This is a genomic window from Candidatus Thiodiazotropha sp. LNASS1 (assembly GCF_964212655.1).
Classification (GTDB): Bacteria; Pseudomonadota; Gammaproteobacteria; order Chromatiales; family Chromatiaceae; genus Thiodiazotropha.
The window spans coordinates 2489396-2507823 of the sequence record NZ_OZ156465.1 but is presented as its reverse complement, the minus strand read 5'-3'; the positions used below and the strand labels follow the sequence as shown (position 1 = coordinate 2507823).

Sequence of the window (18428 nt, the reverse complement as noted above, 5' to 3'; positions counted from 1 at the left end):
TTCTTCAACGCCCCGACAGCACATTCCTGTGTTGACTGGCCTTACGCGGTTTACCTGCCGCTATTATGAAAGACAAACACCTGGAGCCTGCAAAGGTTGAAGTGCTTACCGGACAGAAACAGTTGTAGTTGAGCCGGGAAATTTTGCGCCAAGCGCGATTTTGAGTTTCAATACGCTATTTTTTCGCACCCACAACAGGCAGCCGGCAGTGAGCGATTACAAGCAAACCCTCAATCTCCCAAAAACCGATTTCCCGATGCGAGGCAATCTGGCTCAACGTGAGCCGGAAATGCTGAAAAAGTGGCAGCAGAAAGAGCTCTATAATCGGATTCGCGAAGTCAGCGCCGGCCGGCCCAGTTTTATCCTTCACGATGGACCGCCCTATGCCAACGGAGAGATCCATATCGGCCACGCAGTCAACAAGATTCTCAAGGATGTGATTGTAAAAAGCCGTACCCTGGACGGTTACGATGCCCCCTATGTACCGGGTTGGGACTGTCATGGATTGCCGATTGAATTGCAGGTGGAAAAGAAGATCGGCAAACCCGGCAAGAAGGTGACCACAGGGCAATTCCGTAAGGCGTGTCGTGAGTATGCCGCCAAGCAGGTAGAGGGGCAGCGGGAGGACTTCAAGCGTCTCGGTGTGTTGGGTGACTGGGACAATCCATATCTGACCATGGATCATCAATTCGAGGCCGATATCATCCGTTCCCTCGGCAGGATCGTCGCCAACAACCATGTACAGAAGGGTTATAAGCCGGTTCACTGGTGTACCGATTGCGGTTCCGCGCTGGCCGAGGCCGAGGTGGAGTATCAGGATAAGGACTCTTTCGCCATCGATGTGCGCTTCTACGTCATCGATGAAAATGACCTGGTCTCCCGTTGTCACCACAATCCCGAGGGGTGTGGCGAGGGGCCGATCTCGATGGTGATCTGGACCACCACACCCTGGACCCTGCCCGCCAACCAGGCAGTGGCGTTGAATCCGTCCCTCGAATACGCCTTGGTGGAGTTCCAGGGCAGGCACGGTAAGGAGCGGATGGTGATCGCCGAGGCGATGCTCAAGGATGTCATGGATCGGTATGGCGTGGAGCACTATCGGGTGGTGGGTTATGCCAAGGGTGAAGCATTCGAGGGTTTGAAGCTGCAGCACCCCTTCTACGATCGACAGGTACCGGTGATACTGGGTGAGCATGTCACCCTTGAAGCCGGTACAGGTGCGGTACATACCGCACCCGGCCACGGCCTGGAAGACTATATGGTGGGCGTTCGCTACGATCTGCCGGTGGACAACCCGGTGGGGGGCAATGGCTGCTTCGTGGAGGGTACGCAGTTGTTTGCCGGAGAACATGTCCTGGCGGCCAACGAGAAGGTGATCGATGTCCTGAAACAGCGCGGCGCCCTGATGCACGAGGAGCGGCTGCGCCACAGCTATCCCCACTGCTGGCGGCACAAGACGCCGATTATCTTCCGCGCCACACCGCAATGGTTCATCGGTATGGACCAGAATGGCCTGCGCCAGGCCGCCTTGCGCGAAATTGACAATGTGACATGGATGCCGGACTGGGGGCATGCACGGATAAAGGGCATGGTGGAGAATCGTCCCGACTGGTGTATCTCCCGGCAGCGGACCTGGGGGGTACCCATCACGCTGTTCATCAACAAACAGGATGGCGAACTCCATCCGCAGACCCCGGAGTTGATTGAACAGGTCGCGAAACTGGTTGAGGAAGAGGGATTCGAGGCGTGGTTCAAACTCTCCCCCGAGACCCTGTTGGGTGACCGGGCAGAGGCCTATGAAAAGGTCACCGATACCCTCGACGTCTGGTTCGATTCCGGTGTATCGCATCACTGTGTACTGGATGCACGGGAGGGACTGCACTATCCCGCCGATCTCTATCTTGAAGGTTCCGACCAACACCGTGGTTGGTTTCAATCCTCGCTCATGAGTTCGGTGGCCATGAATGATTGCGCACCCTATAAAGAGGTGCTGACCCATGGTTTTACCGTGGATGCCGAGGGGCGCAAGATGTCCAAGTCCCTAGGCAATGTGGTGGCACCGCAAAAGGTGCTCAAGACACTGGGTGCAGACATCATTCGTCTTTGGGTGGCGGCAACCGACTACCGCAACGAAATGAGTGTCTCGGATGAGATCCTCAAACGCACTGCGGATGCCTACCGGCGTATCCGCAACACGGCGCGGTTTCTGTTATCCAACCTCAACGGTTTCGATCCTGCTCAGAACAAGATTGCAGCGGAGCAGATGATCGAACTCGACCGCTGGGTGGTTGATCGTACCCTGCAACTGCAGCAGGAGATCGTCGCCGCTTACGCCAACTACCAGTTTCACCTCATCTACCAGAAGATCCACAACTTCTGCGTCAATGAGCTGGGCGGATTCTATCTCGATATCATCAAGGATCGGCAGTACACAACCCAGGCGGACAGCCTGCCGCGCCGCTCCTGTCAGACGGCCATGTATCATATCATCGAGGCGATGGTCCGTTGGCTGGCGCCTATCCTGAGTTTTACCGCAGACGAGATCTGGCAGTCCATGCCCGGAAAGCGCAGTGAGAGCGTGTTTCTGGAGCAGTGGTATGAAGATCTCTTTCCGCTCGATGCCGATGATCGTCTCGATCGTGAATTTTGGCAGCGGGTTGTCGCGGCAAGAGAGAGTGTCGGCAAAGCGATGGAGGCGTTCCGCGCCGAGGGCAACTCCTCACTGGATGCCGAGGTCGACATCTATTGCAGTGATGAGCTGAAGACAACCCTGGATAAGCTGGAGGATGAGCTGCGGTTTGTCCTGATCACTTCAGAGGCGCGGGTATATCCCATGCAGGAGAAACCGGCGGATGCGACGATGGATGAGGAGCTGGAACTGGCGGTAAGGGTCACGGCCTCAAGCCATGATAAATGTGTCCGTTGCTGGCACCATCGTGAGGATGTCGGGTCCAATGCCGAACACCCGCAGCTCTGCGGGCGCTGTGTCGAGAATGTAGTCGGGATTGGCGAGACTCGCCGCTTTGCCTGAATGCGCCTATGAGGAGTGACAGGATGACACAATGGCTATGGCTATCGCTGCTGGTGATAGTGCTGGATCAGGTGAGCAAACAGCTGGCCGAGTCGGCCTTGACCCTCTATGAGTCGGTCAGAGTGTTGCCTTTCTTCGATCTCACCCTGCTCTACAACAAGGGGGCGGCATTCAGTTTTCTCAGCGATCAGGGCGGCTGGCAACGCTGGTTCTTTATCGTATTGGCAATTGGTGTGACCATCGTGTTGATCGGCTGGCTATGGCGCCTGAAACGCGACGAGCAGTGGGTCGCCGTGGCCCTCTCCCTGATCATCGGTGGCGCCATCGGCAATGTCATCGACCGGATTCTGTTCGGTCAGGTGATAGATTTTCTCCATTTTCACTATCAGCAACACTACTTTCCCGCCTTCAATGTGGCCGACTCCGCGATCACTATCGGGGTGATCATCATGCTTTATGACGCCCTGGTATTGGCTAAAAGGCGTGAGTGAGTTGATCTGACACTGAAAGCGAGCAGGCGCCTGACGGTTATCTTTCTCCGACGCCCCAACGGCACTCCTCTGTGCTGATGAGGCTTACGCGGCATCCATGCCGCTACTCCGAAAGACAACCGCCAGGCGCCTGCAGTTGACTTAAACTTGGCAATAAATAATAAGACCCAGTAACGTCACCATGCGATATACCACACTCTGCGTGTATCTCTCGTTCTCACTTGCAATACATCGATACCCGCATGTCTTCACCAGGATCTAGAATACGCCAGTCATTGAGGGCCTTTATGCAATAGGTAAAGCCCTGTTCAGTTACTACCCGGGTGGTACCGTCCGCTTGTGTATAGATACCCGGTGTTTCACGAGGTTTGTTCAAAACCCGCTCGAGGGTGGCCGATACCGCGTCAGCTTCTTTTGCCTGTTCTCCCGTATTGTCCTTGGCCATATCACGGGCGGTGGCTGCTGCGCTTCGCCTGATTTGAGCGGTTGTTACAGTGCGCTCCCTGGTCGAACCGGATATGGGTGGTATTGAAGTCGAGGTGGGATGAGGCACCGGTTTGGCCTGAATTTCAGCAAGCGGATCTTTTTTCTGTGGCGGTTTTTCTTCCGGGGCAGGGTCCGCTGCCGTTTCAATCGACCCGGTTTGTCGTTGGGTACTCTCATGGATGCTTCGGGGCTGAGTTATGGATACACGCAGAGGCTGCCTGGCAGAAGACGGGGAATGTCTGTTCCACTCGATTTGGAACCAGTTAGTCGTTAGCCAAAGCAATAGCAGATGAAGGCCAATGGAAAGGGCTATAGCATAGGCAAGTCCAAGGGATCCGAATCCGGGTTGAAGAGATGTTTCAGCCACATCCATGATGTCTGTCCGTTTTTCAGCTCATCTCTTCAACGCATGGTCACCAACTCTTCTGCGGCAGTCGGATGAATGGCAATGGTGTCATCGAGATCCTGCTTGGTGGCACCCATCCTGATTGCCACCGCGAAGCCCTGCAGCATCTCGTCCGCGCCGCTGCCGATGACGTGACAACCGATAACCTTTTCCCGCGCTCCGACGGTAACCAGCTTCATGGCCATTTTGCTCTGGTGTCGGGTAAGGGCGTGATACATCGGGGTGAATCGGGATTGATAGATCTTGACCGCATCGCCATGAATCTCCCTTGCTTGCGACTCGGTCAGGCCGACTGTTGCAATGGGCGGGTGGGAGAATACCACGGTAGGGATTGCTTCATAGTCGAGCTTGCGTTCAGGCATACCGCCGAAAAGCCGGTCGGCCAGTCGTCTGGCGGCGGCGATGGCCACCGGGGTAAGCTGAGCCCGGCCGGTGACATCCCCGACCGCATAGATATTGGGAATATTGGTGTTTTGGAAGGCGTCGGTGGGGATATAGCCCTGTTTGTCCGTGGTGACGAAGGCATTGGCCAGATCCAGGCCGCTGCTCGCGGGTGCCCGGCCGATCGCCCATAAAAGCTGATCGAAACGGCCTATGTTTTGCCCGGTATCGGCACAGATCAGGTCCAGCTTCCCATTCGCCACTTTTCTAACTTCACCGATCCGGGATGAAGTGACGATATTGATAGCGGCATTGATCATCTCCTCCATCAAGCATTCACGCAGCATGGCGTCGAATGGTCGCAGCAGCTGTTCGCCACGTAACAGCATTGTGACATCCGCGCCCATTGCGTTGAGCAGACCGGCGATTTCAACCGCGATATAACCGCTGCCGACAACCGCAACCCGTTGCGGCAACTCTTCCAAGGCAAAAAATCCATCCGATGTGATACCGTATTCGGCGCCCGGTACAGACGGGACCACCGGGTAGGAGCCGGATGCGATGACAATATGATCTGCGCTTAGCTGCTCACCTTCCACATCCAGTGTATGGGCGTCGATGAAACGTGCATAACCGGTGATTTCATCGATATCGGAGTCTTTCAGATAGGTGTGGTACCAGCTGTTTATCCCTTCCACATAGTCGTCGCGTTGCCGCTTCAGGGTCTCCCAGGAGAAGCCTTTTACGTCGATGTCGAAACCGTAATCTGCGGCGTCATGTAGGGTATGGGCGATCCCGGCGCCATACCACATCACCTTCTTCGGCACACATCCCAGGTTGACGCAGGTGCCGCCGATCCGCTTGGCTTCGACAACTGCGCATTTGGCGCCATACTTGGCGCCACGTTCCGCCACCGAGAGTCCGCCACTGCCCGCGCCGATGGCGATTAAATCGTACTGTTTTGTCATGTTTCAACCTTACTGTCGGTATTGTGGTCAAACGCTGAGTATCCCGTTCCATGGTCAGACCCGATGGAGTATCGACGTCTATTCTTGATCCTGTTGTTTATCGGTTGGAGGCGATAGCGTGCTTATTCGGTAACCGATGACCCGTCTAACCCGTATCGACCCTCAACAGCAAAGAGTGCCTCAACCGGTAAAATATAGGAATCACTATCGGGACACGTATAATCAAATCCGCACAGTAGATAGTAGGACCGGGAAAAGCGCATGAAGTGCCTTGTTGTTACGGCTCATCCATTGGCTGAGAGTCTTTGCCAGCAGTTTGCCCGCCAGGTGATCGCTCAGTTGAAGGATATGGGTCATGAGATTTCGACGGAAGACCTCTATGGCCAGGGTTTCAATCCGGCGCTCACAGTGGACGAACGAGCCAGCTACTACAGCGGCAGCTATCACGTTTCGGATATTGCAGAACAGCTGGAGCGTTTGTGCGAGGCGGAAGGGCTGGTACTGTTGTTTCCAACCTGGTGGTTTGGTTTTCCCGCCATACTGAAGGGTTGGTTTGACCGGGTCTGGGCGCCTGGCTTCGCTTATGATCATGCCAGTGATTTCGGTCCGATCAAACCGCGATTGGACCGCTTGAGGCGGGTGCTTGTGATTACGACTTTGGGTTCGCCCTGGTGGGTGGACCGGCTGTTGTTGCGGCAACCGGTGAGGCGGGTAATTAAATATGCTTTACTGGGAACCTGCGCCAAGAGGAGCAAACTCACCTATCTTTGCCTCTACAAGAGTGAGAACTTGAATACAGTCCGCATCGAGCAATTCAGTGACACTATTCGGCGTGCACTGCAGGGATGGCACTGAGACTGACGCGCCTCAACCATCTATTTTTTGAGTTTTTTCAGATAACACCCCGTGTGCGAGTCAGCGTTGTCCGCAAGTTGCAGGGGGGTTCCCTGGGCCACGATTTCACCGCCCCGGTCACCACCTTCGGGTCCCAGGTCGATGATCCAGTCAGCGGTCTTCACAACATCCAGGTTATGCTCTATCACCACCACGGTATTGCCGTGGTTACGCAGCCGGTGCAGCACCTCCAGCAGATGGTTGACGTCGTGGAAGTGGAGTCCGGTGGTCGGTTCGTCGAGGATGTAGAGGGTCTTGCCGGTGTCCCGCTTGGAGAGCTCGCGGGATAGCTTGACCCGCTGCGCCTCGCCCCCGGAGAGGGTAGTGGCGTTCTGTCCCAGGGAGATGTATGAGAGTCCCACATCCATCAGGGTCTGCAGCTTGCGTTTGATTGCCGGCACCGCATCGAAGAAGGCCAGAGCCTCCTCAACCGTCATCCCCAACACCTGGTCTATGCTTTTACCCTTGTAACGGATCTCCAGGGTTTCGCGATTGTAGCGTTTGCCCTTGCAGACATCGCACTGCACATAGATATCGGGCAGGAAGTGCATCTCCACCTTGATCACCCCATCGCCGCTGCAGGCCTCGCAGCGCCCGCCCTTGACATTGAAACTGAAACGCCCCGGTGTATATCCCCTGGAGCGGGCTTCGTGGGTGCCGGCGAAGAGTTCCCTGATCGGGGTGAAAAGCCCGGTGTAGGTGGCGGGATTGGAGCGGGGGGTACGGCCGATTGGGCTCTGGTCGATGTCCACCACCTTGTCGAAATGATCGAGCCCGCGTATTTCACTGTAGGGTGCGGGGGTGGTGTTGGCCTTGTTCAGGGCGGCGGCACATATCGGGTAGAGGGTGTCGTTGATCAGGGTTGATTTGCCGGAGCCCGACACGCCTGTGATGCAGCAGAAACTGCCTACCGGAATCGCCAGATCCACCGACTTGAGATTATTGCCATTGGCACCGAGAAGTTCCAGGTTGCGTGCCGGATCGATCGCGTTGGTGCAAGCCGGGGTGTCGATGATGCGTTTACCGCTCAGGTACTCCCCTGTCAGTGAGTTCTTACTCTTGGCTATCTCGTCAGAAGTGCCTTGAGCGATGATGCGACCGCCATGGATGCCGGCTCCAGGGCCGATATCGACCACGTGGTCGGCGCTGCGGATCGCCTCTTCGTCATGCTCCACCACAATCACTGTATTGCCCAGATCCCGCAGGTAGGTCAGGGTGTCGAGGAGACGTTGATTGTCACGCTGATGCAGGCCGATGGAGGGTTCATCAAGCACATACATGACGCCGACCAGGCCGGCACCGATCTGACTGGCCAGGCGGATGCGCTGGGCCTCGCCCCCGGAGAGGGTTTCCGCACTGCGGTCGAGAGTCAGGTAATCAAGCCCCACATTGACCAGAAAGTGGAGCCGCTGATCGATCTCCTTGAGGATCTTCTGGGCGATCTTGCCCCGCTTCCCTGGCAGTTTTAGGGACGAAAGAGTGTGCTTGGCCAGACCGATGGGCATGCAGGTGATCTGGGGGAGGTTGTGCCTGTCGATGAACACATGCCGCGCCGCCTGGGTCAGTCGGGTGCCGGCGCAATCGGGACAGGATTGGCTGGAGATATAGCGGGAGAGCTCCTCGCGTACCGCGTTGGACTCGGTATCCCGGTAGCGCCGTTCCATGTTGGGGATGATCCCTTCGAAGGGGTGGCGCTTTTTCACCGAACGCCCCCGTTCATTGTAGTAACTGAACTCAATCGCTTCGCGGCCGCTGCCCTGCAGAATGATTTTCTGTACCTTTTTCGTCAGGGTCTCCCAGGGGGTTTCAGGATCGAAACCGCAATGACGTCCAAGGGATGTGATCATCTGAAAATAGTAGGCGTTGCGCCGGTCCCAGCTACGCACCGCGCCACCGGCCAGAGAGAGTTCCGGGTGGGCGACCACCTTTGCCGGATCGAAAAACTGTTCCACTCCGAGGCCGTCGCAGGTGGGGCAGGCGCCGACCGGGTTGTTGAAGGAGAACAGCCTGGGCTCCAGCTCGGTCAGGCTATAGCCGCAATGGGGACAGGCAAAACGGGAAGAGAAGAGCAGCTCCGGTTGGCTGCCGTCCATCCAGGCCACCCGCACCAGCCCATCGGCCAGGTTGAGGGCGGTCTCAAAGGACTCCGCCAGACGGGTGGCGAGATCCTCACGTATCTTGAATCGATCGACCACCACCTCGATTGTGTGCTTCTTGTGCAGCTCCAGGGTGGGGGCATCATCGAGTTCGAACACTTCACCGTCGATGCGTGCCCGGATATAGCCCTGGGCATGCAGCTCTTGCAGTAGCTTGTGGTGTTCGCCTTTTCGCTCCTGCACCACAGGCGCCAGCAGCATCATGCGTTCGCCCTCGGGCAGCGCCAGCACCTGGTCGACCATCTGACTGATGCTCTGTGCCTCCAGGGTGGTGTCGTGCTCGGGGCAGCGGGGTGTCCCCACCCGGGCGAACAGCAGACGCAGATAGTCATAGATCTCCGTGATGGTGCCGACGGTGGAACGTGGATTGTGGGAGGTGCTCTTCTGTTCGATGGAGATCGCCGGCGAGAGTCCCTCGATATGGTCCACGTCGGGCTTCTCCATCAATGACAGGAACTGCCGCGCATAGGCGGAGAGCGACTCCACGTAGCGGCGCTGGCCCTCAGCGTAGATGGTATCGAAGGCGAGTGATGATTTACCCGAACCGGAGAGTCCGGTGAAGACGATAAGCTTGTCCCGCGGCAGTTCGAGATCGACGTTTTGCAGGTTGTGGGTGCGGGCGCCGCGAATACTGATGGTGTCCATAAACTTATTGAGGTAGTACTGCATTGAATTGAGCGAACCTGATACTATACGCCCTCTTTTATTTCACAGGCAAAGCAAAGTTTTGATGAGAAGTGGGCGTGGCAACGATACTGGATTGAATGCGGTAGAACGACAGGCGGCCTACTCCCTCTCCGGACTCTTTTTCCTGCGCATGCTGGGTCTGTTCATGATCCTGCCGGTATTCGCCATCTACGCAGAGGAGCTGCCGGATGTCACGCCACTGCTGGTCGGGCTCGCCATCGGTATCTACGGCCTGACCCAGGCGCTGTTGCAGATCCCCTTCGGCATGCTGTCGGACAGGATCGGGCGTAAACCGGTATTGATCGCCGGACTGCTGATATTTGCCGTGGGCAGTGCGGTAGCGGCCGGCGCGGATACGATCTACGAGATCATCCTGGGGCGTGCCCTGCAGGGCAGTGGCGCCATTGCGGCGGTCATCATGGCACTGGCAGCGGACCTCAGCCGGGAGCAGCGTCGCCTGCGCATCATGGCGATCCTGGGTATCAGTATCGGGATTGCATTCGCGGTTTCGATGGTGATGGGGCCGATTCTCAACAGCTGGATCGGTGTGCCGGGAATCTTCTGGCTGACGGCGGTGCTGGCGCTGGGTGGCATCGGCCTGGTTGTATTTGTCGTACCCACCCCGGCAGAGAGCCATTTCCACCGGGATGCCGAAGCGGTGCCGGGACAGTTCGGCAAGGTCCTGCGGGAGCCTGAGCTGCTGCGTCTCGATTTCGGTATCATGACCTTGCACATGTCGCTCACCGCCATGTTTCTCGCCTACCCGCTGGCGTTGCGGGCCTTGGTGGCGGAGAACGCCCATACCTGGGTCTATATGCCGGTGATGCTGTTGTCGATGGCGGCCATGATTCCCTTCGTGATTCTGGCGGAGAGCCGTCGCCGCATGCGCCCGGTTTTCATCGGCGGCGTGGCGGCCCTGGTCGGCGCGTCTATGCTGATGTTCGGTTATCACGATTCGCTTGCCGGGATGGTCCTGGGTCTGCTGATCTTCTTTACCGCGTTCAATCTGCTGGAAGCGACACTCCCCTCACTGGTGGCGAAGATTGCCCCCGGCGAGCGCAAGGGAACCGCCATGGGAGTCTATTCCAGTTCACAATTCATGGGCGCATTTTTGGGCGGCGCCCTGGGTGGCTGGTTTCATACCCGCTACGGGATCGACGGTACCTTCCTGCTCTGTGCGGCCATGGCCGCGATCTGGCTGCTGGTGGCTTGGGGCATGTCTGAGCCCGACTACCTGAGTAACTACCTGATACCGGTGGGATTGCTGGACGAGGATCAGGCTTTTCTGTTGGAAGGGGAGCTGAAAAATCTCGACGGTGTCGCCGAGGCGGTCATCATACCGGAGGATCGGGTCGCCTATCTCAAGGTTGATTTGAAGCGGGTGGATCAAGAAGTCCTAGATGGATATGCCGTGCAAGGGTAGACTGCACCTCAGATTCAGAATCAAGACCCCAACGGAAGGGGCGGCAACACTACTGGAGAACTACCAATGGCTCGAGGAATCAATAAAGTAATCCTGATTGGCAACCTGGGCAAGGACCCGGAGACCCGCTATATGCCCAGCGGCGGCGCCGTCACCAACGTGACCCTGGCGACCTCCGAGAGCTGGAAGGACAAGAGTACCGGTGAACAGCAGGAGCGCACCGAGTGGCACCGGGTGGTCTTCTTCAACCGCCTGGGCGAGATTGCCGGCGAGTATCTGAAGAAAGGATCGAAAGTCTACGTGGAGGGGAGCCTGCGTACCCGCAAATGGCAGGGGCAGGACGGACAGGACCGCTACACCACAGAAGTCGTGGCCAGCGAGATGCAGATGCTCGACAGCCGTGGCGGGACAGCCTCATTCGATGCTCCGCAGGCTCAGGCTGCTTCCCGGCCCCAGCAGTCGGCACCCACCTCAGTGCCGGATAATGACTTTGATGATGATATTCCGTTCTAGGGCCTGTTAGCAGCCCCGGATTCTGGACAGATAATGCCCCGGCTGCTGACTGTACTGATACTGACCTTGCTGATCGTTGATGATATGTCGGCCGATTGGCGCAGCAAAACGGTCTCGGTGGTGCGTGATTTTACCGAGTTGGTGAAAAAGGCCCGCGACGAAAAGATACCGATACTGCTGATGGTTTCCCAGGACCATTGTCCCTTTTGTCAGCAGCTCAAGCGGGAGATATTGAACCCGATGGTGGTCAGCGGAGACTACGACGACAAGGTCATAATCACCGAACTGCTGATTGACGTTGGGGAAAATGTCATCGATTTTGAGGGTAACAGTGTTTATCCGGGCAGCATTGCCTCGAACTACAACACCTGGGTAACCCCAACCCTGTTGTTTCTGGATCACCAGGGCAAGGAAGTGCATAAACGAATGCTCGGCGTCAACACAATCGAGATGTATGGTTACTATCTTGATGTATCCCTCAAGGATGCCTTGGCAGCGGTTAAACAGGGCGAACCCTATCGTTATAAAACCAATAAAACAGACCAACTGGGTACTGATCCACATTGGGATCTGTAGCGGAATGCCGGGCTTGGACCTCCGTAATCGTGACTGAAGCGAACAGCGATGCTAAGAGATTTGCTGATTCACCGCATCCGCAGCAGATCATGGCCCAGTAAGATTGTTCGACTTCTACAGAAGGCCCGCTGAAAATCTAATCGTTATGTATAAACACAAAAGCGGACTCGAAGTCCGCTTTTGTGTTTGAGTCCGGCTAACGGACTCAATGCAAGCTCACGCTGGAAGCTGATTACTTGGCTTCAGGGGCGGCAGCCTGAGGAGCAACAGGAGCGCCGTAAGGAGCAACGGGAGCGCCATAAGGAGCGCCGTAAGGGGCGTAACCGTAGTAAGGACGGTTGTAGTAGTTGTTGTAGCCACGGCCGTAACCGTTGCCGGCGCCACGAGCGCTACCGCTCATGTTGAAAGAGAAGTCTCCGTCACCGAATCCGTCACCCATGAAATCATTGCCGTTACCCCAGCCGTTGTTCCAAGGATTGCCCCACCATGCAGAAGCAGAAGCGGAAGCGGCGATCAGAGCAGCAGCGGCTGCGATTTTTACGATTTTGGACATGAGTTGTTCCTCAGTTTGTGTTTGAAAAAGTTGTAAAGTAGTTACTGCGTCACTTATGGAGCGAAAGAATATTAGCAAATACTAAAATATTCAATAACTAATAATCTATCACATAGTTACTCTTGATAGTGTTAGGCTATTTTAGTGGCGATTCGCCAGATAACCTGAGATTTAGCCGGGACGTCCGTCAATCCGCGGACGTGCCAGAATCGGCAGGTAGGTCAGAACAAAGAGCAGATAACAGAGTGCCCACAGGGAGCCGGATAGGCCGATACAGGTTTCGTACCCGAGTAGGCCTGTCACCGGCAGAAATACCCTTATGATCACCGCAAGGTTGATCAGGATGAATGCAATGGTGATGAATTTGTTGGGTTCGATCTCCCTGCCGGTATGTCCCAGAGCGACTCTGGCCATCATACCCAGGGTGAAGACACCAATGGCGCCTGCCGTGAGGGCATGGATGGCGAGATTGGCGGGGAACAGATTCAGCAGGGACAAGCCCTTTAGAAAATAGCCGAGTGTCAGCCAGAACAGTCCGCTGAACAACACCCACAGGATCGGCCGCCGCCATATACCGGGGTGGTACCAGTCGGCGAGACGCCAGGCCTGGGTGGCCGCCACGCCAAACGCAAGAGGAAACAGCAATCCTGATTGGGGGAGCAGCAGCTCTCCCAGGGTCCAGAGGATGAAGACAGCATAGACAAACTGCTCCCGCTGCTTGTTGAACCGGGGAGTTGCGCCATTGACCGCCTTTTCGGTGAAAAAGGGCAACACTCTTCCGCCGACGAAAATCAGCAGCAGCAGGACCAGATTGAGCATCAGGGTGAGTCCCCGCGGTCCCGTGGAGGTCACTCCGAGTCCTTGTAAATGGTAAAGCAGGTTGGCCAAAGCCATCGCTGCCAGCAAGGGGAGGAAGAGTCTATTGATGCGATTCTCAGCCTTCGTCAGTGGTGTATAGAGGGCGTAGATCAATGCCGGGATGAACAGCAGGTCGGTCAGTGCGACCAGCCATGAAGGGATAGACGGAACGAACGGTACCAATCTGGCCAGCAACCACAACAGTGCCAGTAATGCCAACGGTTTCCCGGTCGGGGTGTCGATGCCTGTCCAGTTTCGCACTGCAGTGAGGAGAAAACCGGCGATGATGGCAAGGGTGAATCCGAACAGCATCTCGTGGCTGTGCCAGTCGATGGTCGTGTAGTAGGCAGAGGGGGGCACCTTGCCTGCGTGCCAAAAACCGATCCACAGGACCATTAAAATCAGTCCGGATAGTCCGGCCAGGGCAAAGAAGGGGCGAAAACCCAATGCGAATGGCGCCCATCCCGATGGTGGCGTGGATGGTGCGGGACGTTCGCCGAGAGGGATCAATCCCATATCTTGTCTACCTCGAATCGATTTTCAGGCGTACCCTAATCCGCTGATCGATATGCAACCTTGATGTGTATCAATGACGATTTTCCATATCTGTTGCCGCACAGAAGAGGTCGTTCACTTTTTACCGCGAAACAGCAGCGGCACCACGTCTTCGAACACCGAGGCGAAATGGACTTTGAGTCCTTTGCGAATGTGTTCGGGCACCTCCTCATAGTCGCTGCGGTTATCTTCCGGCAGGATGAGTTCCCGAATACCGGCACGCCGTGCGGCGATCACCTTTTCACGGATGCCGCCCACCGGGAAGACCTGTCCGGTCAATGTCAGCTCACCGGTCATGGCGATATTGCGGACCGGTTTGTTCCTCGCCAGGGAGAGCAGTGCCGAGGCCATGGTAATGCCGGCGGAGGGGCCGTCTTTGGGGGTGGCTCCCGCCGGCACATGGAGATGGATGAAGGCCTTTTCGAAGAACGCCTGTTCCGCACCGAATTCTGCCGCATGGCTGACGATGTAACCGTAGGCGATCTCGGCCGACTCGCGCATCACATCGCCCAGCTGGCCGGTGAGCTTGAAGCCGCGATTGAATTCATGAGTGGCGACGGCCTCGATATTGAGAGTAGCACCACCCATGGCGGTCCAGGCCAGGCCGGTCACCACCCCGGCACCGCTCAGATTGCGCTCATCCTTGAATACGGGGCCACCCAGGTAATCCTTCAGATTTTCCAGCGTCACCTCGATCGGCTTCTTTCCTCCCTCGAGGATTCGTACCACCGCCTTACGAACGATCTTTCCGATCTGCTTCTCCAGCCGGCGCACACCGGCATCCCGCGCATACCCTTCGATAATGGCGCGCAGGATGCTGCTGTTGAGTTTCAGGTCGCTGCGTTTCAGTCCCGCGCGTTTCAGCTGGCGTGGCAACAGGTATTTTCTGGCGATCTGCAACTTCTCACTGGCGATATAGCCAGAGAGTGAGATCGTTTCCATTCGGTCGAGCAGGGGTCTGGGAATGGTATCGAGTTGATTGGCGGTGCAGATAAAGAGCACTTTCGAAAGGTCGAAACGCAGATCCAGATAGTGGTCGAGGAAGTCGCTGTTCTGTTCGGGGTCGAGCACTTCCAGCAATGCGGAGGCCGGGTCGCCGTGATAGGAGGCCCCGATCTTGTCGATCTCATCGAGCATGATTACCGGATTTTCGGTCCCCGCATCCTTCATCGCCTGCAGAAATTTACCCGGCATGGCGCCGATATAGGTGCGGCGATGGCCTTTGATCTCCGCCTCGTCTCGTATGCCGCCCACTGAAAATCGGTAGAACTTCCGCCCAAGGGCATCTGCAATGGAATGACCGATGGAGGTTTTGCCGACCCCGGGTGGGCCCACCAGCAGGATGATCGAACCTGCTATCTCACCCTTCATTATGCCGAGGGCGAGAAATTCCAGGATGCGCTCTTTTACGTCCTCAAGGCCGTAGTGATCCTTATCCAGGTTCTTGCGGGCGAACTGCAGATCGAGTTTGTCCTCTGAATGCACACCCCAGGGCAGTAGGGTGATCCAGTCCAGATAGTTACGGGTTACCGAGTATTCCGGTGAGCCGGGTTCGAGCACCGCAAGTTTGTCCATCTCCTCTTCGACCCGGGCCTGGGCCTGTTCGGTCAGGGTCAGCTTCTCTATGCGTTCGCGGAACTTATCCAGCTCTGCCGTGCGGTCATCCTTCTCTATCCCCAACTCCTGCTGGATCGCCTTCAGCTGCTCGCGCAGCAGAAATTCCCGCTGCTGCTTCTCCATCCGCTCTTCAACGGTCTTGCGGATCGATGCCTGAGCCTTGACCACCTCGAGTTCCCGATGCAGCAGTTCAAGTACCTTCTCCATGCGGGGCAGGAGTTCGATACTCTCCAGTACCGCCTGGAGCTGGAACTTATCCGATGTGGTGAGGCTGGCGGCGAAATCGGTCAGGTGGGACGGATCATCCGGTCCAAAGCGGTCCAGGAACATGCGCAGCTCTTCCGCATAGAGCGGATTCAGGGGCAGCAGCTCCTTGATGGTATTGATGATTGCGACTGCGTAAGGTTTGATCTCTTTGCTGTCGCTGGCCGGTTCGGGCAAATATTCGATCTGGGCGGTGAACGGTGTCTGTGAGTGAACAATCTCATCGATACGAAAACGCTGCAGACACTCCACCAATACTTGCAGTCGATTATCGGACCGTTGTACCCGGTGCACGCGGCATACGGTACCGATGCTCTTGAAGCTCTCCGGGGTGGCGCTCTCGGCGGTTTCAGCATCGGACAGCACCACACCAAGGAGATTGTGAGGTGAGGCCATCACGGCATCCATGGTCTCCTCCCAATGGGTCTGATCCATCAGCAAAGGTACCGCCTGGCCGGGAAAAAAGGGTCTTGCCGAGACGGGCAACAGGTGGATCAGGTTTGGCAGGACCTCGTTGGAGCGTGCCAGGGTATGTCCGCTCAAGACTTCAATAATCTCTTCTTGGTTGTTCTCTTCTTCCTGCATGCCGGTACCTTTTTGATTTATTGCCCTTTGAAATCAATCTACAACAGAATGAAAGATTCGCTTTCAATAAGCGCTTATCACCGTTAAATATCACAAATCATATTAATGTTTAATCTGTGGACATCTAGCAAATGCCCACAGTGGCAACGGATTTGCTTTTTTAATAGTGGTGATTGGCGTCTATTTGCTGGTTAGCTTCTTGATTTTATGTTGTATCTAGTCGCTTGTGAGCGGATTTCAACGAAAAATCCCAGTGATCTACAACATATGGGGTCGGTTTACCGAGTTGCAAGCCTACAAAGGTCGAGCGACCTTGTAGGGGGATTGTAAATATCGTCGGTATTGTCTGTGGTTGACGGATTGCCACAATCGTGCTTGTCCTGAGTATCGGGAGTAGCCGTGGTATAGTTATTTTAATTGATGGAGAAGTCGCCAGGCTGTTAGATGAGTACTGAAGATCGAATCAAAGAGCGTTATCAGGGTGATCAGGGTCGCGAGTATCACGGCAAGAAACGCGAAATTCCGGACAATGCCTTTCCCTGGGTAGCCCAACTCAGATATGAGAAGATCGCACCACAGGTCAGATCGTCAGATGTGGTGATGGAGTATGGTGTCGGCTTTGGCTGGAATATGGCCAGGCTGAATTGTCACAAACGTCTGGGATTCGATCTGGCGCAGCATCTGGAGCCTATGCTGAAAAGGCAGGGTATCGAGTTCGTCTCCGATACATCCACCCTGTCGGACCACTCAGTGGATGTGATGGTTTGTCACCATGTGCTTGAACACGTCCCTGTACCGATTGACGTATTGGCGGAGATACGTCGCTTGCTGAAAGATGATGGCAAGCTGTTGTTGTTCGTTCCCTATGAAAAAGAGAAGCGCTATCGGAAATACGATCCGCAGGAACCCAACCATCATCTGTACGCATGGAATGTACAGACATTGGGTAATCTAGTGAATGATTGTGGATTCGAAATCGCTTCAAGCGGCGTGCGCCGTTTTGGCTACGATCGCTTTGCGGCCAATTGGGCGCAACGGCTGGGGTTTGGCGAATCAGGATTTCGCTTGATCAGATGGGCCGCGCATACCTTGAAGCCGGCACAGGAAGTCTCCATGGTTGCCACACCGCGGTAATCCGACCGGCTCAATCGATCAGAGTCGAAAGGGTGCGGCTCTGAATGTTGAGCCGAAGTGATTGATGTCGCTACGATTGAGCTATTTGCATTCTCCAATAGAGCCCTCTGCGCAGATGTGGCCGTCAGTCCAGGTTGCACCATCGAGTTTGGCTTTTATCAGGATGGCTCCTACCAGATTCGCTCCCCGCAGATCTGCTCCGCTCAAGTCGGCATCGAAAAGGCTGGCGCCGCTCAGATTGGCAAACATTAGATTGGCGTTCTGCAGATTGACGCCGTGCATGTGTGCGTGCTCCAAATTACTCAGCATGAGATTGGTGTCTTTGAGATTGGCCAGTTGAAATATCGCGCGTGAGAAGTTGGCCCGTTCGAAATTCGATCTGTCGAGACGGGCGGATGCAAGGGAGGACTCATGCATATCCACCCCGGGGGCTTCCAGATCGATCAGAATGGCCCAGGAACACTGCGCTTCAGGTGTCAGTTCGCAGACGGTATTGACATAGGCCGTCTCGGTGATGTCGTCGGTCCAGGCATTCGCGTATAGGGGCAATAAGCTGGATATCAGGAAAAAACCCTTCAGGATTAAGGGAATGGAATGTTTTGTCTGGCGCATGGCTTCGCTCCCCGGTTAAGAGTTAGATATCGCGTATCTACTGCAGGGTCGCGATAGGAGTAACCTGATTCAGATAGGGTAGGTCAGGCATCCTATTCTGTATAGTGCGTCTATGATGTGTTTGACTTATGACAATTAGCATCCGCTTCTACGCCTGAACGAACCTCCATGTCGCCGTCACTCTCAGCCGATAGCGAGCGGTCGCTGTATCAAGCCATTTGGCGGCGAAGCCGCGAGC

Annotated in this window: 14 protein-coding genes; 7 read left to right on the top strand and 7 right to left on the bottom strand. The window is 55.8% G+C overall.

All coding sequences use genetic code 11. The annotated features are described in order from the left end of the window. Nucleotides 1-208: 208 nt before the first annotated feature. Both ileS and lspA read left to right on the top strand, forming a co-directional pair. Nucleotides 209-3031, top strand: coding sequence for an isoleucine--tRNA ligase (gene ileS, locus AB8516_RS11050; protein ID WP_108291852.1), 2823 nt, complete (start codon nucleotides 209-211; stop codon nucleotides 3029-3031). A 23-nt stretch (nucleotides 3032-3054) separates the two neighbouring features. Further along, the gene (gene lspA, locus AB8516_RS11045) at nucleotides 3055-3522 is read left to right on the top strand and encodes a signal peptidase II (RefSeq protein ID WP_108291850.1); all 468 of its coding nucleotides are present in this window, start codon (nucleotides 3055-3057) and stop codon (nucleotides 3520-3522) included. 217 nt (nucleotides 3523-3739) lie between these two features. On the opposite strand, the gene AB8516_RS11040 is transcribed toward lspA, so the two are convergent. Together AB8516_RS11040 and gorA are read right to left on the bottom strand one after the other, a co-directional pair. Beyond that, nucleotides 3740-4381: a hypothetical protein gene (locus tag AB8516_RS11040; RefSeq protein WP_369160592.1), complete on the bottom strand. Its 642-nt coding sequence runs from the start codon at nucleotides 4379-4381 to the stop codon at nucleotides 3740-3742. 29 nt (nucleotides 4382-4410) lie between these two features. Continuing rightward, a complete protein-coding gene (gene gorA, locus AB8516_RS11035; protein WP_369160590.1) occupies nucleotides 4411-5763 on the bottom strand; it encodes a glutathione-disulfide reductase in 1353 nt (450 codons plus the stop codon). Between the two features lie 261 nt (nucleotides 5764-6024). Between gorA and AB8516_RS11030 the strand changes: the two genes are divergently transcribed. After that, nucleotides 6025-6618: an NAD(P)H-dependent oxidoreductase gene (locus tag AB8516_RS11030; RefSeq protein WP_108291846.1), complete on the top strand. Its 594-nt coding sequence runs from the start codon at nucleotides 6025-6027 to the stop codon at nucleotides 6616-6618. Between the two features lie 20 nt (nucleotides 6619-6638). On the opposite strand, the gene uvrA is transcribed toward AB8516_RS11030, so the two are convergent. Next, nucleotides 6639-9458, bottom strand: coding sequence for an excinuclease ABC subunit UvrA (gene uvrA, locus AB8516_RS11025; RefSeq protein ID WP_108292010.1), 2820 nt, complete (start codon nucleotides 9456-9458; stop codon nucleotides 6639-6641). A gap of 85 nt (nucleotides 9459-9543) precedes the next feature. On the opposite strand from uvrA, the gene AB8516_RS11020 reads away from it, so the two are divergent. The 3 genes from AB8516_RS11020 to AB8516_RS11010 all read left to right on the top strand — a co-directional run bounded on the left by AB8516_RS11020 (nucleotide 9544) and on the right by AB8516_RS11010 (nucleotide 12012). After that, the gene (locus AB8516_RS11020; protein WP_369160588.1) at nucleotides 9544-10923 is read left to right on the top strand and encodes an MFS transporter; all 1380 of its coding nucleotides are present in this window, start codon (nucleotides 9544-9546) and stop codon (nucleotides 10921-10923) included. Between the two features lie 66 nt (nucleotides 10924-10989). Continuing rightward, nucleotides 10990-11436 carry a single-stranded DNA-binding protein gene (gene ssb, locus AB8516_RS11015; RefSeq protein WP_108291842.1) on the top strand — a complete coding sequence of 149 codons (447 nt, stop codon included), beginning with the start codon at nucleotides 10990-10992 and terminating at the stop codon, nucleotides 11434-11436. A 33-nt stretch (nucleotides 11437-11469) separates the two neighbouring features. Continuing rightward, the gene (locus AB8516_RS11010; RefSeq protein WP_108291840.1) at nucleotides 11470-12012 is read left to right on the top strand and encodes a thioredoxin fold domain-containing protein; all 543 of its coding nucleotides are present in this window, start codon (nucleotides 11470-11472) and stop codon (nucleotides 12010-12012) included. A 232-nt stretch (nucleotides 12013-12244) separates the two neighbouring features. Here AB8516_RS11010 and AB8516_RS11005 read toward each other — a convergent pair whose 3' ends face one another. The 3 genes from AB8516_RS11005 to lon all read right to left on the bottom strand — a co-directional run bounded on the left by AB8516_RS11005 (nucleotide 12245) and on the right by lon (nucleotide 16444). Continuing rightward, nucleotides 12245-12565, bottom strand: a complete 321-nt coding sequence (locus AB8516_RS11005) for a sulfur globule family protein (RefSeq protein WP_108291838.1) — start codon at nucleotides 12563-12565, stop codon at nucleotides 12245-12247. A gap of 171 nt (nucleotides 12566-12736) precedes the next feature. Next, the gene (locus AB8516_RS11000; RefSeq protein WP_108291836.1) at nucleotides 12737-13939 is read right to left on the bottom strand and encodes an NnrS family protein; all 1203 of its coding nucleotides are present in this window, start codon (nucleotides 13937-13939) and stop codon (nucleotides 12737-12739) included. A 114-nt stretch (nucleotides 13940-14053) separates the two neighbouring features. Next, the gene (gene lon / locus AB8516_RS10995; protein WP_108291834.1) at nucleotides 14054-16444 is read right to left on the bottom strand and encodes an endopeptidase La; all 2391 of its coding nucleotides are present in this window, start codon (nucleotides 16442-16444) and stop codon (nucleotides 14054-14056) included. Nucleotides 16445-16888: 444 nt separating this feature from the next. On the opposite strand from lon, the gene AB8516_RS10990 reads away from it, so the two are divergent. Continuing rightward, a complete protein-coding gene (locus tag AB8516_RS10990; protein WP_369160584.1) occupies nucleotides 16889-17578 on the top strand; it encodes a class I SAM-dependent methyltransferase in 690 nt (229 codons plus the stop codon). A gap of 81 nt (nucleotides 17579-17659) precedes the next feature. On the opposite strand, the gene AB8516_RS10985 is transcribed toward AB8516_RS10990, so the two are convergent. After that, nucleotides 17660-18190, bottom strand: coding sequence for a pentapeptide repeat-containing protein (locus tag AB8516_RS10985; protein WP_369160582.1), 531 nt, complete (start codon nucleotides 18188-18190; stop codon nucleotides 17660-17662). Nucleotides 18191-18428: the final 238 nt, after the last annotated feature.

Coding starts and splice junctions, on each gene's coding strand:
- AB8516_RS10990 (WP_369160584.1), top strand. CDS start 16,889: ATGAGTACTGAAGATCGAATCAAAGAGCGTTATCAGGGTGATCAGGGT.
- AB8516_RS10985 (WP_369160582.1), bottom strand. CDS start 18,190: ATGCGCCAGACAAAACATTCCATTCCCTTAATCCTGAAGGGTTTTTTC.
- uvrA (WP_108292010.1), bottom strand. CDS start 9,458: ATGGACACCATCAGTATTCGCGGCGCCCGCACCCACAACCTGCAAAAC.
- lon (WP_108291834.1), bottom strand. CDS start 16,444: ATGCAGGAAGAAGAGAACAACCAAGAAGAGATTATTGAAGTCTTGAGC.
- AB8516_RS11000 (WP_108291836.1), bottom strand. CDS start 13,939: ATGGGATTGATCCCTCTCGGCGAACGTCCCGCACCATCCACGCCACCA.
- AB8516_RS11010 (WP_108291840.1), top strand. CDS start 11,470: ATGCCCCGGCTGCTGACTGTACTGATACTGACCTTGCTGATCGTTGAT.
- AB8516_RS11040 (WP_369160592.1), bottom strand. CDS start 4,381: ATGGATGTGGCTGAAACATCTCTTCAACCCGGATTCGGATCCCTTGGA.
- AB8516_RS11020 (WP_369160588.1), top strand. CDS start 9,544: ATGAGAAGTGGGCGTGGCAACGATACTGGATTGAATGCGGTAGAACGA.
- ssb (WP_108291842.1), top strand. CDS start 10,990: ATGGCTCGAGGAATCAATAAAGTAATCCTGATTGGCAACCTGGGCAAG.
- gorA (WP_369160590.1), bottom strand. CDS start 5,763: ATGACAAAACAGTACGATTTAATCGCCATCGGCGCGGGCAGTGGCGGA.
- lspA (WP_108291850.1), top strand. CDS start 3,055: ATGACACAATGGCTATGGCTATCGCTGCTGGTGATAGTGCTGGATCAG.
- AB8516_RS11005 (WP_108291838.1), bottom strand. CDS start 12,565: ATGTCCAAAATCGTAAAAATCGCAGCCGCTGCTGCTCTGATCGCCGCT.
- AB8516_RS11030 (WP_108291846.1), top strand. CDS start 6,025: ATGAAGTGCCTTGTTGTTACGGCTCATCCATTGGCTGAGAGTCTTTGC.